This window comes from Flavobacterium sp. HSC-61S13, from assembly GCF_024171535.1.
Classification (GTDB): Bacteria; Bacteroidota; Bacteroidia; order Flavobacteriales; family Flavobacteriaceae; genus Flavobacterium.
The window spans coordinates 77,078-93,603 of record NZ_JALJZV010000009.1 but is presented as its reverse complement, the minus strand read 5'-3'; the positions used below and the strand labels follow the sequence as shown (position 1 = coordinate 93,603).

Genomic DNA, 16,526 nt, shown 5'->3' with positions numbered 1-16,526 from the left:
TTATGCAACATAAGGTAGCTATTACGGGAATGGGTATTATAACCGCTATTGGTACTACCGTAGACGAAAATTTGGAATCCTTGCTTCAGGGCAAACACGGATTAACGAGGTTGACGCAACTGGAGACAGTACATTCACCCGATATCTTTGTGGGGGAAATCAAATGGACGAATGAAGAATTGATTGATCGGCTTGATTTGCCATCTGACAACAGTTTTACACGGACTGCTTTATTAGGGGCTTATGCGGCAAAACAAGCAATTGACAGCGCGGGGATCGAAGATATAAATGCATATAAAACCGGTTTGATTTCATCGACTAGTGTCGGCGGAATGGATTTTACCGAGAAGTATTTTTACGACTATTTTGACAAACCGGAGACTCGTAAATACATTACGAGTCATCACGGGGGTGATAGCAGTAAGAAAATTGCCGATTATTTGGGAATTGAATCGGTAGTCACCACCATTAGTACGGCTTGTTCTTCTGCGGCAAACGCAATCATGCTCGGTTGTCGATTGATACAATCGGGGAAACTGGATCGCGTGATTGTTGGAGGTGCAGATGCGATGTCTAAGTTCACGATCAACGGTTTTAAAACATTGATGATTTTATCGGATGAGTACAACGCTCCTTTCGATCAAAATAGAAAAGGTCTAAATCTCGGTGAAGCTGCTGCTTATTTGGTATTGGAGTCGGAGCGGGCCATAACTGAAAGCGGTAAAACGGTTTTGGGATATGTGTGCGGTTATGGCAATGCCAATGATGCTTTTCATCAAACCGCTTCATCACAAGAGGGTGAGGGGGCTTTTTTGGCCATGCAAAAAGCATTGCAATTAGCCGGTATCCAACCCAGTGAGATCAACTATGTCAATGCACACGGGACTGCGACGGGAAACAATGACCTTTCGGAAGGAAGAGCCTTATTACGTGTATTTAATGATGAGGTGCCTGATATGAGTTCTACAAAACCATATACGGGTCATACCTTAGCTGCTGCGGGCGGTATTGAAGCGGTTTTTAGTTTATTGGCCATTAAACACAATGTGGTATATCCGAATCTAAATTTTAAAACACCCATGCAAGAGTTTAATCTGATCCCGCAAACCAAAATGGTTTACAAGCCCATAGAATATGTATTGTCTAATTCCTTCGGTTTTGGAGGCAATTGTTCAACGGTTATATTCTCTAAACATGGAGTAAATAAGCGAGATGAGCCAGTTAAATCAGACAACACAAATTAATCAATAGTGCAGTAAACCGTTGAAAAAAATATAGGAGCTATATGAAAAAGGTATACATCAATGGAATAGGAGGAGTTTCCGTTCAAAATTCCCAATTGGGGTTGGATATAGAATCATTTGTACCAATCACTCAGGCGATTAATTATGCTCAACATCCTTCTTATAAAGAAATGATTGCCCCAGCTATGCTAAGACGCATGGCTAAGGGAGTTAAAATGGGTATTTATAGCGCACAACAAGCTCTTGATCAGGCGCAAGTAACCATGCCGGATGCTGTTATTACAGGTACGGGTATGGGGTGCTTGGAAGATTCTGAAAAATTCTTGAGAAGTCTTTTGGAAAATCACGAGCAGTTTCTAACACCAACATCCTTTATTCAGTCCACTCATAACACCGTTGGAGCACAAATTGCGTTAAGATTACAATGCAAGGGTTATAATTTCACCTATGTTCATGCTTCTGTATCCTTTGAGTCGGCCTTGCTAGATGCATTTTTGCAAATTCAAAATGAGGAGCTAAACAACTCATTGGTAGGAGGTATTGATGAGATTTCTGATTATACGTTGAGTTTGTTACAATTAACCGAATTGGTGAATACCGATTTTGATAAACCCTTTAAAGAAGGGGTTAATATTGGCGAAGGTGCGACGTTTTTTTGTTTGCAAAATCAAAAAACAGACGCCACTTATGCTGAAGTAGTGGATGTGTGGATGCAACATAAATTTGAAAAAACCAGCTTTAACCAGGGACTACAGCAATTTTTAGAGGCGAATCAACGCACAGCAGAAGATATAGATGTATTGATATTGGGCGATAACCAAATGCTTGAAAGCAAGGATTATTTCAATCAAATCGAAAGGGCATTGCCTTGGGCAGATCTCGTACATTACAAACATCTAACAGGAGAATACGACACCGTGTCGGCTTTTGGGGTTTTGTTGGGCGCTGTCATCGTTAAAAATCAAGATATACCGAAGAGCGTTTTAACAGCAAAGAAAAAAACCGGTTTGATTAAGAATGTTTTAATTTATAATCACTTAAGAGGTGAAGATCACAGTTTGATACTATTGGAGAAATGCTAAAACACAAGATCATAGTTCCAGTCTTTATAATACTAGTATTGGCCTTTGTGCTGAGCGCTATTATTTTTAAAACGGCTCTCATGGGATTATGGGTCGTGTTGTTGGTTTTTTTAGCGATAGTGAGTTGGGGGGCTTTTGACATTAGATTGGGTTATTTTTTACCGGTTTTATATAAAAAGAAAGGCGAGATCAATAAAAGAGTAGCGATTACTTTTGATGATGGGCCTACTATTTATACAGAATCGATTTTAAAGTTGTTGGAGCAACACCATGCCAAAGCAACTTTTTTTTGTATTGGTAAGCAAATAGAAAAACACCCTGAGTGGGTAAAAGAAGCATTTGATCAACAACATCTTATCGCCAATCATACCTATACCCACGCTGTGAATACAGGGTTTTTGAGTACTGAAAAAATGCTGGAGGAAATAGAGTATAACGATCAGGTCATTGAATCGGTTATTGGTGTGAAGCCACTGTTATATCGTCCGCCTTTTGGAGTAACGAATCCTCATGTGGCAAAAGCCGTTAAACGATCCGGGCATGCGGTTATCGGTTGGAGCATTCGATCGTTGGATACGGTAATCTCCGACGAAAAGAAAATATTAAAAACCGTAATTTCGAAAATTAAACCGGGAAGCGTGATCTTATTTCACGATGTCAATCCTCAGTCGGTCAGAATTGTGGAACAATTATTGAACTTTCTTAACGAAAATGACTACCAATGTGTTACGGTAGCCGATTTGTTTACAATCAAAGCATATACCGATGTGGTATATCCTTAATAAGAAAAATATAAACAGTAGATGAAAATTAGTATACTAGTAGTTGTATTCGTCGCTTATTGCCAGGGCATTTTTGCTCAGGAAAAGAGTATGACTGCCTCTGAAATGAAAACCTTCAAGGAAACAACGGTTGCAGAGGCAAAAAAAATTAAAACATTAACGACTGATTTTACCCAATACAAGCACATGAGTTTCTTGGATAAGGACATCGTGTCTGAAGGAAAGATGTCTTTAAAAACACCGGGAAAACTCCTATGGCAATACGATAAACCCTTTGTTTATAGTATCGTTTTTAAAGACAACAAAGTGTCTATCAACGATCAAGGAAAGAAAAACAAGGTGGATCTCGGTAATAATAAAAAATTTGAAAAGATCAACGCTTTGATTATGGGAAGTGTCAGTGGGAATATGTTTGACGAAACGGCATTTGTAATCACGTATTTTAAAGATAACAACCGGGATATCGCCAAGTTACAGCCGAAGATAAAGGAAGTAAACAAGTATATCAAAGAAATCGTTTTGTATTTTAATAACAACCAAAGTACGGTTTCCGAGGTGAAACTCATTGAGCCGTCTAATGATTATACGCGTATCGTGTTTAAAAATAAAAAAATCAACACCGCTTTAAATGATGCGATATTTAATAATTAGTGTTTTAATCTTGTTGAGTTTGAATTCGTGCAAACCATTTCAACTTGATGGGCAGAATTCGACTTGGGTTCAGGAAAGCCTTACCAATAATTATTTTGCAGATTACACAAAAGAAACCCTTTATCGAGGGCGTATAGAGGTTTATGGTAATACCATAACTGGACTGTTTATTGCAAAGCGCATCGGCGAACACGAACACAGAATGGTTTTTACTTCGGACTTTGGAAATACCCTATTTGACTTTACCATCACAGACACATCCTTTCATGTCAATTATGTGATGGAGGATTTAAACAAAAAAATCATTCTCAATATTTTGAAAAGAGATTTCACCGCTATGTTGAAAGTTGTGAATCCAGTAGATAAAAGGTTGGATACAGGAGCTAGTTGGGGGTTTAAATCGGAGACGGACAACAAATACTTTATCGTAAACAAGGATGATGGTCAATTGAGTCAAATCGTTCTCTTTTCTAAGTATAAAAGAAAGGTAGATTTGAATTTTACAACTGATGAAAATAAAGAATTAAGACAAATCGAAATCATACACCATAATATAAACTTAAAAATCACACTAATCAATTAACTAACTAGAAACTCATTATTTATGAAAAAAACTTTACTTTTATTTTTACTTTTCTGCATTTACCAAGCTGAGGCTCAAGTTACTTTTGATCCAGGTGTTCGTGCGGGAGCCAATTTTAGCAGATACACGCATTTAGAAGGTGATACCAAAACTGATTTTTATGTAGGTATATTCGGAGCATTAAAATTATCTCGGTTTTATACCTTTCAGCCCGAAATTTATTATTCGAGACAAGGTATGAATAAGGTCGAGTTTTATGAAAATTACAGGTACAGTTATATAAATGGTATCGGTTCTGGAACTGGTGATCTTGCGTATAAGGATTTAACGACAAGTTATTTGGGTGTGGATATAATTAATAAATTTTCTTTTAAAAAGTTGAATTTTCAATTCGGTCCGGGCTTAGAATTTGTTGTGAATTCACCTGATCATGTGGAAACAGATATTGATTTGACTATAAACTTGGGGTTTGGATATGATATTACTGAGAGATTAGGAGTAGAAGCCCGATTTAAGAAAGGGCTGATAGAGCCACTAAAATATCAAAGCAACTATTTTACGGTCGATAATGGTCGCATGACAAACAGTGTTTTTCAAGTGGGATTATCTTATAAATTGAAGTAAGTTTTTTACAATTAGTCAAGGGGGAGCTGTACGTAAGACGATAGCTCCCCTTTTTGTTTGTAGTACCCATTCTCTTAAACTGGATGAAGGAGATATCGATTTAGAGGAATGATGTTTTAGACGTGTTTTAAAGATATATACATTTATTTTGCTTGAATTAAGATGAATATTAGGTGTTTCTTGTGTTGCGTTAGGAATTTTATTTATATTTCGTGAATAATAACGACATGATTTTAATAGCTATAAAACAGTTCAATCATGTATAAATCAAATTTTTCAACAACGATAAATTCACAAAAATGAAGAAAACACTACTATTATTTTGCCTTTTCGGTGCTTATCAAGCTTATTCGCAAGTTACCTTTAACCCAGGTGTGCGTGCGGGAGTTAATTTTAGTACCTTGTCTCATGTAGATGGTACAACAAAAACCGATTTTTATGTAGGTGTACTTGGTGCTATTAAATTCACTCCATTCTATACCTTGCAACCAGAATTAAACTATTCGAGACAAGGGGCCAAAGATGCAATTCATCAATACGAAACGGCTTATTTACCTCCAGTTGGTGGAGATTGGAGTGGACAACAAGGTCAATCTGAAGTGAGAAAAGATCTACCGCTTCAATATTTGGGAGTGAATGTGATTAATAAATTTGAATTTAAAAAGTTTAACTTTCACGCGGGACCGGGCTTAGAGTTTTTGGTTAATGCCCCCTCGAATACCAATTCAGATGTAGATGTGACCATTAATCTTGGAATTGGTTATGATTTTACAGAATCATTAGGTATCGAAGCCCGTTTTAAAAAGGGATTTGCAGAGCCTTATTCAGATTATTCAGATTACTTCTTCTTCAGCGATAATCCTATAACGAATACTACCTTTCAAATCGGACTGTATTACAAGATTAAGTAAATTAAAAAGGATGTGTTTTAGAACAAAACACATCCTTTTTTTAGTAGTTTCAGCGGTAATACCGCGATATAAACATTTTAATAAAAACTGTTTTTGAAGAAGGGATTCCGATTAATGAGTGAGGGGAAAAGATGAAAGTAAAAAAAATGATGCTTTATTAATGCTGTTTGTTGCAGCACTATAAATGACTGTAGTGATTTTATAATTCATGTTTTTCAATTGGTGCTTCATGTAAAACGGTAGTGACTGCGTTATGGGGCGTTTTCGGACCAATTTTTAATTGACAGTTAGGGTTTCATTTATTTAAAAACCACTTGTATAAAAGCCAATAAAGAATGTATATTTGTAAAAACTAAGAATTTATAATACAGTTTAATTTACGATGTTGTTAAAAGATTTTTATTCCGTAGTGAGTCTTGATAAGGCGGACGAAAAAAATTATATAGTCTGGATCAGATTGAATAAAGACCATGAGATCTTTAAAGGGCATTTTCCAGATAATCCAGTTACACCAGGAGTTTGCATGATGCAAATTGTAAAAGAGTTGACGGAGCGTTTTACAGGTAAAAAATTGTTTATGAGTCAGGTCAGTAACGTGAAATTTATGGCACTGATCAATCCGGAATTACATCCGGAGTTGAAATTGGAAATGAGCGTGGACACCGATTTAGAATTAGCACAGTCCAAGGTGAAAACGACGGCTGTTTATGAAGATACGGTCGCTTTAAAAATGGGTACAACCTTTAAAATAGTATAAGATGAAGTTTTTTTTTATATTGATTGCGGTTTTTTTGGGTAGTACAAACCCAGACTTGGGGACGATTCGTGCTCATTTTAAAGTAGCTAATAACTCTAAAGAAAAGGCCAATGCTTTTTATGAATTATTTTCAGAGGAACCTGCGGCATCGGCATTAGTCGAAGCTTATAGAGGAGCAGCCATTACTTTAAAAGCTAAAAACAGCAGCGATTTGTTGCATAAAAAGAAATATGCAACAGAGGGTCTGACTATTTTAGAGAAGAGTATTGCTAAGGAACCAAAGAATGTGGAAATGAGATTAATCCGTTTATCCATTCAAGAACACGCACCGAAAATACTCAAATACAACAGCAACATACAAGAAGATAGAAAAATGATTGTCGAGGGTTATAAAAAAGAATCCAAGGCAGTTAAAGATCTAATAAAGGACTACAGCTTGCAATCAAAAGTTTTTAGCGATACGGAAAAGCAAAATTTTTAAATGCCCTTGCAATGAATGTCTTATTAAACACAACAGACAAAATGCAACAGCATGCTATCTGTGTTATTATTCCCACTTATAACAATCCCAAAACACTTTCTCGCGTCATTGAAGGTGTTTTGTGTTTTACTGACGATATCATCATCATTAATGATGGGTCTACAGATCAAACGGCAAGTATCTTAGAGGGATATAGTGACCTGCATCAAATTCATTTTTCAACCAATTGCGGAAAGGGATATGCCTTGAGACAGGGTTTTAAAAGAGCATTGGATTTAGGGTATAACTACGCGATTACTATCGATTCTGATGGGCAACATTTTCCAGAGGACATTCCAATTTTCGTAGACAAACATATAGCAGCTGAACAAGATATATTGTGGATCGGTAGCCGTAACATGAACCAAGAAAATGTACCCAAAAAAAGCAGTTTTGGCAATAAGTTTTCGAATTTTTGGTTTTGGTTTGAAACGGGAATTCAATTAAACGATACACAATCGGGCTATCGCATGTATCCGTTAAAATCCATTCCCAAGAAGTATGTTACAAGGAAATTTGAATTTGAAATAGAAGTTATCGTACGTACGGCTTGGCGACATGTTCCCGTACAAAACGTACCGATTAATATATTATACGACCCCAACGAAAGGGTATCGCATTTTCGACCGTTTAAGGATTTTGCACGAATAAGTGTTTTAAATACCGTATTGGTAGTCATCGCTTTATTGTATATTTTTCCTAGAAATTTAGTACTGCGATTTAAAAAAAAAAGCTTTAAAAAGTTTCTCCGAGAAGACATTCTAGGCAGTGATGATTCCAATGAAAAAAAAGCACTGTCGATAGCGTTAGGTACTTTTATTGGTATAGCTCCTTTATGGGGATTGCAATCCTTTCTGTCGATTTTTTTAGCGGCGGTACTTCGCTTAAATAAAGCTTTGTCATTTGCTTTTTCTAATGTCAGCATTCCACCGATGATTCCCCTAATCATTTATGGCTCGCTGCAAGTAGGCGGACTTTTCTTTTACAGTACTCAAGTTCCCTTTAATTTTGATCAGATTTCGGTCGATATGATTTCGAATCACCTGTTTCAATATTTGATAGGCAGTGTGATCTTAGCAACTGTAGTCGCGACTAGCTTTGGATTTGGCTCTTACGTATTGTTGCGGTTTTTTAAAAATAAATAGTTATGCATCAGTTTTTTTATCAGGTATTTTTAAGTGTAAAGCGCAACAAAGGTATTGCTATAATACTCTCCTTGGTCGCTTTAGTGATTATGGCCTATTTTGCGTATCAAATAAAATTTGAGGAGGATATTACGCGGATCATACCTAAAAACGAAAAGACCAACGTCAGTTCAAAAGTTCTCAAACAACTCAAATTTGCCGATAAAATTTCTGTGATTATCGAGCGGGATTCTCTTGGTGATTTGGATAGTATGACAGAGATGGCTCAGGTTTTTTTAGATAGTTTAGCACCTTTAGATTCGTATATCGGTTCAGTACAGGGGCAAATAGATGAGGATAATATCAATCAAACCTTTGATTTTATTTATGCTCACCTGCCGCTTTTTCTGGAACCTCAGGATTATCAGATTATAGAAGCTAAGGTCAATCGTGACAGTCTTTCTAATTTAGTCGCTGATAATTATCGCACACTAGTGTCTCCTACGGGCATGATTGCCAAAGAATTTATTTTAAAGGACCCCGCGGGAATTGGCTTTCTGGCATTACAAAAACTACAAAAACTCAATCTCAGCGACGATTATAAACTTTATAACGGATTTATCGTATCTCAGGATGAAACCAAGTTGTTGTTGTTTATTAACCCAAAATTAGCTGGAACAGAAACCGAGCAAAACACTTTATTTATAGGGGCACTGAACGAGATTAAAGATAATTTGAATCAAGCTTTTAGCCACAAATCATCAATTGATTATTTCGGACCCTCCTTTGTTGCAGTTGCGAATGCTAAACAAATCAAGCACGACATACAAAATACCGTGATGATTTCGATGTGCGCCTTAATGCTGATTTTGATCTTGTTTTACAAAAAGGTTTATATCCCGATCATCATATTTATTCCATCGCTTTTTAGCGGTCTTTTTGCATTGATGATCTTATACTTTTTAAAAGATTCGATATCGGCGATTTCGTTGAGTATTGGGGCTGTGTTGCTGGGTATAACCATTGACTATGCCTTGCATATCATGACGCATTACAAGCATTGTAGTGATACCAAAAGTCTGTATAAAGAGATTACTAAACCCATATTGATGAGTAGTGGGACAACGGCAATCGCCTTTCTGTGTTTGTTGTTTGTCAATTCCGAATCCTTAAAGGACTTAGGGATATTTGCGTCGATTACGGTAATGGCATCGGGTATCATTTCCTTGCTGATGATACCGCATTTGTATTATCCCAAAAGAGGGCTTGAAGAAAATAAGACCATAGTAGATAAGGTCGCTCATTTTAAGTTTGATCGCAGCAAAACCTTAATGATCAGTTGTGTACTTTTAATAGGAATAAGTCTTTTCACTTTTAATAAAGTCGGGTTTGATGACGATCTGTCGAAACTGAACTTTTTTCCAGAAGAACTACAAGCAGCGGAGGCTAAGTTGGAAAATAGTACCGATAAGGAAACGAAATCGATTTATCTCGCCAAATATGGTTCTAACATTGATGAGTTAATCAATGAGAATACGGCTTTGTTTAACGAATTAAACCAAGGTGTTCAACGCGGTGAAATACTTAATTTCAGCTCCCTAGGTGGACTAGTACTCTCAAAAAAGGACCAGGAGGTGAGAATTGCCAAGTGGAATGCGTTTTGGAGTACTACAGTCGATACTTTACAGTTTAAACAACAGCTGATTAAAGAAGGGGAAGTATATGGTTTTAAAGCCAATACTTATCAAGCTTTTTACGAATTATTGCAAACTCGATTTGAACCGATTACTCTAACCGATTACAAGGGATTAAACCCGCAGATTCTTGAAGAGTTTATCACCGAAGATCAGGGGTTTTATACCGTTTCAACCTTGGTCAAACTCGAAGATGCTAAAAGAGCTTCTTTTGTCGACAAAATCAGTAAGGAGACAGATATGCTAGTCATTGACCGTAAAAAGATGAATGAGACCTTTTTGGGCGAACTCGTTACGGATTTTAATAATCTTATCAACTATTCTTTTGTCGCGATTGTGCTGATTCTATGGGTTTTCTTTAGACGTTTGGAATTGGTGATTATCAGTATGATACCGATTGTTTTGACGGGTTTGGTTACCATGGGCTTGATGGGCTTGTTTCATATTGAATTTAATATTTTTAGTACGATTGTCTGTACCTTGGTTTTTGGACATGGTGTGGATTTTAGTATTTTTATGACAGCGGCATTGCAGAAGGAATACTCTACGGGTAAAGATGAAATGCCGGCTTATCGAACCTCTATTTTATTGGCGGTGTTGACCACCATATTGGCGATTGGAGCATTGGTTTTTGCCAAACATCCTGCGTTAAAATCAATTTCTTTGGTATCGTTAATAGGGGTGTTTTCTGCTGTAATCATCACTTTTGTACTGTATCCTATTTTATTTAGAACCTTTATTACCAATCGACCGAAAAAAGGAAAGTCGCCGTTGACGTTACGACTGTTTTTTCATTCGTGTTTATCCTTTTTGTACTACGGTTTAGTTGGAGTGTTATTTTCATTGATCATTCGATTGTTTATGATCATAGCGCCGGTTAGTAAGCTCAAGAAGTACAAGGTGTTCAGTAAGGGCATGTCGTGGTTTATGACCTCGGTTTTATATCTGAATCCCTTTGTGAAAAAAGGGCTGATCAATCGAACAGGGGAAGACTTTAGTAAACCTGCAATTATCATATCCAATCATACTTCCTTTTTGGATACTTTGGCGATTGGAATGATTAATCCCAATATTGTTTTTCTGATTAATGATTGGGTTTATAATTCTCCTATTTTTGGAAAAGTGGTGCGTATGGCGGGTTTTTATCCCGTATCTCAAGGTATTGAAAACAGCTTAGATAAATTACAAGAACGCATAGATCAAGGTTTTTCCCTGATGATTTTTCCTGAGGGAACCCGTTCCATAGACAATGATGTAAAACGCTTTCACAAAGGGGCATTCTATTTGGCGGAGGCTTTAAAAATAGATGTGTTACCGATTTATATTCACGGGAACTCTGAAGTGATTCCCAAAGGAGATCACATCATTTATGATGGGCATATCATCGATTTTATAGGTGGTAGGATCCAGTATGATGACCCCGCTTTTGGTCAGGGCTATGCTGAACGCACCAAAAAAATCAGCCGACACTTTAGAAATGAGTTTGCTGAAATTCGCAAGGAGCTCGAGGGGGAGGATTATTTTAAAAAGAAATTATTGTTGAGTTATCGCTACAAAGAATATGAGATAGAAACAGCGGTTAAAAGCGATTTTGAAAAATATAAAACAGCGATACATCGGTGGAATACTTTTATAGATCCGCAGGCAACTGTTTTACATATTTCTAACGACTACGGGCAAAAAGACTTTATGCTAAGCTTACAGCAAGCCAGGCGAAAAGTACAAACTTGGATCATCAATGCTGAACATAGAGCTGTGGCGCAGACGAACTATTTGTCTAAGATTCGCGACATCGTCTATCTAAATCAGTTAGACGAAGCGACAGCGGCTTGTGAAGTGTTGTTGATTACAACGGAGTATGAACTTGCGGAGGTTCCGGAATCTATTCGTACAATTATAGTTTTAGCCGACTTGAATTTGCAAATCGGCTGCGAATGTTTTGAACAAGAATATCAAGATGATTATCTTCGTATATATAAACGCCGAAATAATGGAGCATAAACAATATGATGTTGTGGTGGTTGGAAGTGGTTTAGGGGGTTTGGTTTCAGCCGTTATCTTAGCCAAAGAAGGCAAAAAGGTTTGTGTGTTGGAGAAAAACAACCAGTATGGAGGTAATTTACAGACCTTTGTTCGTAATAAAACCATTTTTGATACTGGAGTTCACTATATCGGTGGTTTGGACAAAGGGCAAAATCTCTATCAGTACTTTTCCTATTTGGGTATCATGAAAGATTTAAAGCTCGAGCGCATGGATCAGAATCACTTCGATGTCGTTACTTTTGACGGTGATGATAACTGGTATCCCCATGCCCAGGGTAATGATAATTTTGTGGACCAATTATTGACTTACTTTCCCGACGAAGAAAAAAATATTAAAGCTTATTTAGATAAAGTTGAAGAAGTATGTCATGCCTTTCCAATGTATACGTTACAGTCGGGCAAGGGGTATGATGAGGATATACTCTCCATCAATGCTAAAGAATATATCGACAGTGTCACTACAAATGAAAAATTGAAAGCCGTTTTAGCGGGAACCAATTTTTTATATGTGGGTGATGCGCAGCGGACACCGTTGTATGTCCATGCACTATCTGTTAATTCTTATATTAATAGCGCGTGGAAGTGTTTAAATGGAGGCAGTCAGATCTCTAAACTATTGATCAAAGAACTTAAAAAATACGGTGGAGAAACCTATAAACATACGGAGGTGGTTGATTTTATCTTTGAAGATGAAATACTTAAAGCCTGTGTGACGAGTGATGGTAGGCGTTATTATGGAAAACAGTTTATTTCGAACATCAATCTTAAAACCTCTCTGAAAATGATTGGGGAGCATCGATTCTCCAAACCTTTCACCAAACGCATCAAAGGATTGGAGGTGGTGTCGTCGGTTTTTACTGTTTATTTGGTGTTAAAGCCAGAATCATTCCCCTACTTAAATTACAATACCTACCATTTTGATTCGATCGATTCCGTTTGGAATACTTATGAGAAACCGAGAGGAACATGGCCCCAATTGGTTGTGTCAACGATGAACTGTTCAGAGAAAGATCAAAAGTGGGGAGAGAGTATGACGATTATGAGTTATATGGATATCAAAGAATTTGAACAGTGGGAGGCGACTTATAATACGTCAACCATACAAAATAAAAAAAGCAGAAGTGAGTCGTATGAGCGGTTTAAAGAAGAAAAAGCCGATTTAATCATTAGCCAATTAGAAAAGAAATTCCCAACAATTAGGGAGTCTATAGCCGAAATATACACATCTAGTCCTTTGTCATACCGTGATTTTATAGGTGCAGAAAATGGAAATATGTATGGGTTTATTAAAGATGCTAATGCGCCGATGAAGACTTTTGTTTCTGTGAGATCCAAGGTTAGTAATTTTTTCTTTACGGGTCAAAACGTCGGTATGCACGGTATTTTGGGGGTTACTGTAGGCGCATTTGTTACCTGTTCGGAGATTTTGGGTAAAGAATATATGTTAAATCGAATACATCGTGAATTAGAAGAATATGAGAATTTTTAAAAACTTTTACAGTGTTTTTATAATAGTGCTATTCTTGAGCTCGTGTGCTGTTAAAAAGAGTTGGACTGATACGAGTAAATTTGAGAAATTTGATCAAAATTTTCCTGTTCGCACTCAGATTAACGATACGATCGCGCAGGTGGGAGATAACTTTCTGATTAAAAATCGTCAACAATTATGGGAGTTATATGTTTCGGGTGATCCCTTACAAATCGGATATAAAACTGGGGCATTAACCCAAGATTTATATCGTTTTCAAGAAAATGTTTTCTTTTCAAAAGTAGAAGAAATGATTCCCTCTGGGTGGAAGCAGCGGTTATTGGTTCGATTACTAAAATACTACAACCGCGATATTCTGCATTTCATTCCTTTGGAATACCAGACGGAAATTTATGGGGTTTCCCATTATGCTACGGATCATTATAATTTTTTGGGAAATAAATTTGAGCGCAATATTTACCTACACGGGGCACATGATATTGGACATGCTTTTCAGGATCTAGCGCTCGTTGGCTGTTCGTCTTTGGCGGTATGGGATGATAAATCGGAAGATGGATCGATGTTGATCGGACGTAATTTTGATTTTTATATGGGCGATGATTTTGCTAAAAACAAGATCGTAGCCTTTGTGAAACCGGATAAGGGGCACGCTTTTATGTCGGTCACTTGGGGAGGCATGATCGGTGTGGTTTCGGGTATGAATGAAGAAGGGTTGACTGTTACGATCAACGCGGCAAAGTCAACCATTCCTTTAAAGGCTAAAACACCGGTTTCTATATTGGGTCGAGAGATTTTGCAGTATGCTACAACTATTGATGAAGCCATTGCTTTGGCAAAAGACACCAAGGTGTTTGTGTCCGAATCGATTATGGTAGGAAGTGCTAAGGATAGGCAAGTGGTTTTACTGGAAATTTCTCCGAAAAAATTCGATGTTTATCGCGTTGAAAACAACAATTACATCCTGTGTTCCAATCATTTTCAAAGTGAGGCCTATCAGTCGGATTCGCGCAATTTGGCTCAAATAGAACAAAGTCATTCTGCTTATCGTTGGGATAAGATGAATCAAGTTGTTCAACAAAGTGAACAGCTTAACCCTGAAAAAATGGCTGATATACTAAGACAAACGGATGGTTTAGCTGCCAAGGAAATCGGATATGGCAATGAGAAAGCTTTAAATCAACTGTTGGCACACCATGCCGTGATTTTTAAACCGGAACAGCGCTTGGTTTGGGTGTCGTCAAATCCGTATCAGTTGGGGGAATTTGTGGCCTATGATCTCAAGGAAATTTTTAAATCACAACCGATAGGCGTACGTACATTAGGTGTGGATAGTTTGACGATTCAAAAAGACCCGTTTTTGGAGTCTATTGACTATGCGAATTACGAGAAATATAGAATAGTAGAGCGCGAGATTGAACAAAGAATAGATGCTGATGAATTTATTTCTGAACGAGAATTTACCGAATTTCAGGAATTAAATCCCGAACTTTGGTCGGTATATTTTTGGGCCGGAAAATATTATTACAAAAAGGGATACTTCAGGCGTGCCGAAATCGAATTTGAAAAGGCGAAAAGTAAAGAAATCACAACCCAAATTGAGGTTGAAAGGGTTGAAAAATACCTTAGAAAAATTGAGAGAAGATGCAGATAATACCACCGATAGAGTTGGCTTCGCCAGCGGCGATCAAAGCCTTTCAAGAAGAAAAACTTCGCGCGCTATTAGTTTACGTAAAGGAACATTCACCGTATTACCGCAAGCAATTTGAGGATAATACGATTGATATCAATCGTATACATACGCTAGAAGATCTTTGCGATTTACCGATTACCACCAAAGACGATTTACAAGCTTATAACGACGATTTCTTTTGTGTTCCCAAAAAACAGATTATCGATTATGCGACGACTTCAGGTACTTTGGGTAATCCGGTGACTTTTGGACTTACCGATGGTGATCTGGATCGTTTGGCCTATAATGAAATGATATCGTTCCAATGTGCGGGTATACAGCAGGGTGATTTGGTACAACTAATGACTACGATGGATCGCCGTTTTATGGCTGGATTGGCGTATTTCCTTGGTTTGCGAAAACTCGGAGCTGGGGTAATCCGCGTAGGAGCGGGTATTCCGCAATTGCAATGGGACTCCATCCTAAAATACCAACCGAAATACCTGATTGGTGTACCTTCATTCTTATTGAAATTGATAGAATTTGCTGAAATCAATCACATTGATTATCAGAACTCCAGTATACAAGGGGTGATTTGTATTGGCGAAACCTTGAGGACAGCTGATTTAAAACCCAATATACTCGCGCAGCGCATCACGGACAAATGGGATATCCAATTGTTTTCGACCTATGCTTCTACGGAGATGAGTGCTGCATTTACGGAGTGTGATCACTTTCAAGGCGGGCATCACCATCCGGAATTGATTATCACCGAGATTTTAGATGAAAACAATCAGCCGGTACCATCGGGACAAATTGGAGAATTAACCGTGACTACATTGGGTATAGAGGCCTTGCCGTTGTTGCGATTTAAAACGGGTGATATGGTACGCAAGCACGAGGACGTTTGTTCTTGTGGCAGAACGACCTATAGAATTGGACCGGTTGAAGGCCGTAAACAACACATGATAAAATATAAGGGAACGACCTTATATCCGCCAGCGATGCATGATTTATTGGCGTCTTTTGACGAAATCAAACTGCATTTAATCGAGATATCGAATAACGATATCGGTACCGATGACATATTAATTCGCGTGGTTACCTCTAATGATTCAGTTGATTTCTTAAATGTAATCAAGGATTTATTTCGCGCGAAATTGCGGGTAACACCGCGTATAGAATTTAATGATTTCGAGGTGTTGCAGAAAATCGTGTTTAATCCGATGAACCGTAAACCGACGACCTTTATCGATAAAAGGGCGCAACAAAATTTGGTGTAGCTTTTAAAGAATTGAAAGGAGAATAAATTAAGGAATTGATAATCGGTTGTTATAGCAGTCGTTGATTAGG

General features: G+C 37.5%; 14 protein-coding genes. All 14 read left to right on the top strand.

The features are described 5' to 3' along the window. Positions 1-2 precede the first annotated feature (2 nt). Entirely contained in the window at positions 3-1,244 is a 1,242-nt protein-coding gene (locus L1275_RS10345; RefSeq protein ID WP_253472516.1) for a beta-ketoacyl synthase, read from the top strand. Between the two features lie 41 nt (positions 1,245-1,285). Then, complete coding sequence (locus L1275_RS10340) at positions 1,286-2,326, top strand: beta-ketoacyl synthase N-terminal-like domain-containing protein (RefSeq protein ID WP_253472513.1); 1,041 nt, start codon at positions 1,286-1,288, stop codon at positions 2,324-2,326. Between the two features lie 80 nt (positions 2,327-2,406). Beyond that, complete coding sequence (locus L1275_RS10335; RefSeq protein WP_253472510.1) at positions 2,407-3,108, top strand: polysaccharide deacetylase family protein; 702 nt, start codon at positions 2,407-2,409, stop codon at positions 3,106-3,108. A 21-nt stretch (positions 3,109-3,129) separates the two neighbouring features. After that, on the top strand, positions 3,130-3,759 hold the full coding sequence (locus L1275_RS10330) for an outer membrane lipoprotein carrier protein LolA (RefSeq protein ID WP_253472507.1): 630 nt from the start codon (positions 3,130-3,132) through the stop codon (positions 3,757-3,759). Continuing rightward, positions 3,737-4,342 (top strand): hypothetical protein, encoded by a 606-nt coding sequence (locus tag L1275_RS10325; protein ID WP_253472504.1) that lies wholly within the window; start codon positions 3,737-3,739, stop codon positions 4,340-4,342. The genes L1275_RS10330 and L1275_RS10325 overlap by 23 nt, the downstream gene beginning before the upstream one ends. 21 nt (positions 4,343-4,363) lie before the next feature. Next, positions 4,364-4,966, top strand: coding sequence for an outer membrane beta-barrel protein (locus tag L1275_RS10320; RefSeq protein ID WP_253472501.1), 603 nt, complete (start codon positions 4,364-4,366; stop codon positions 4,964-4,966). Between the two features lie 299 nt (positions 4,967-5,265). Beyond that, positions 5,266-5,877, top strand: a complete 612-nt coding sequence (locus L1275_RS10315) for an outer membrane beta-barrel protein (protein ID WP_253472498.1) — start codon at positions 5,266-5,268, stop codon at positions 5,875-5,877. 382 nt (positions 5,878-6,259) lie between these two features. Beyond that, positions 6,260-6,634 carry a 3-hydroxyacyl-ACP dehydratase gene (locus L1275_RS10310; RefSeq protein ID WP_253472496.1) on the top strand — a complete coding sequence of 125 codons (375 nt, stop codon included), beginning with the start codon at positions 6,260-6,262 and terminating at the stop codon, positions 6,632-6,634. Position 6,635: 1 nt separating this feature from the next. Beyond that, positions 6,636-7,115 carry a hypothetical protein gene (locus tag L1275_RS10305; RefSeq protein ID WP_253472493.1) on the top strand — a complete coding sequence of 160 codons (480 nt, stop codon included), beginning with the start codon at positions 6,636-6,638 and terminating at the stop codon, positions 7,113-7,115. An 11-nt stretch (positions 7,116-7,126) separates the two neighbouring features. Next, complete coding sequence (locus L1275_RS10300) at positions 7,127-8,299, top strand: DUF2062 domain-containing protein (RefSeq protein WP_253472490.1); 1,173 nt, start codon at positions 7,127-7,129, stop codon at positions 8,297-8,299. A 2-nt stretch (positions 8,300-8,301) separates the two neighbouring features. Then, on the top strand, positions 8,302-11,973 hold the full coding sequence (locus tag L1275_RS10295; RefSeq protein WP_253472487.1) for an MMPL family transporter: 3,672 nt from the start codon (positions 8,302-8,304) through the stop codon (positions 11,971-11,973). Beyond that, positions 11,963-13,504, top strand: coding sequence for an NAD(P)/FAD-dependent oxidoreductase (locus L1275_RS10290; RefSeq protein WP_253472484.1), 1,542 nt, complete (start codon positions 11,963-11,965; stop codon positions 13,502-13,504). Before L1275_RS10295 ends, L1275_RS10290 begins: the two co-directional genes overlap by 11 nt. Beyond that, positions 13,491-15,155 (top strand): C45 family peptidase, encoded by a 1,665-nt coding sequence (locus L1275_RS10285; protein ID WP_253472481.1) that lies wholly within the window; start codon positions 13,491-13,493, stop codon positions 15,153-15,155. Before L1275_RS10290 ends, L1275_RS10285 begins: the two co-directional genes overlap by 14 nt. Then, positions 15,152-16,456, top strand: coding sequence for a phenylacetate--CoA ligase family protein (locus L1275_RS10280; RefSeq protein WP_371923464.1), 1,305 nt, complete (start codon positions 15,152-15,154; stop codon positions 16,454-16,456). Before L1275_RS10285 ends, L1275_RS10280 begins: the two co-directional genes overlap by 4 nt. The last annotated feature ends 70 nt before the right edge of the window (positions 16,457-16,526 follow it).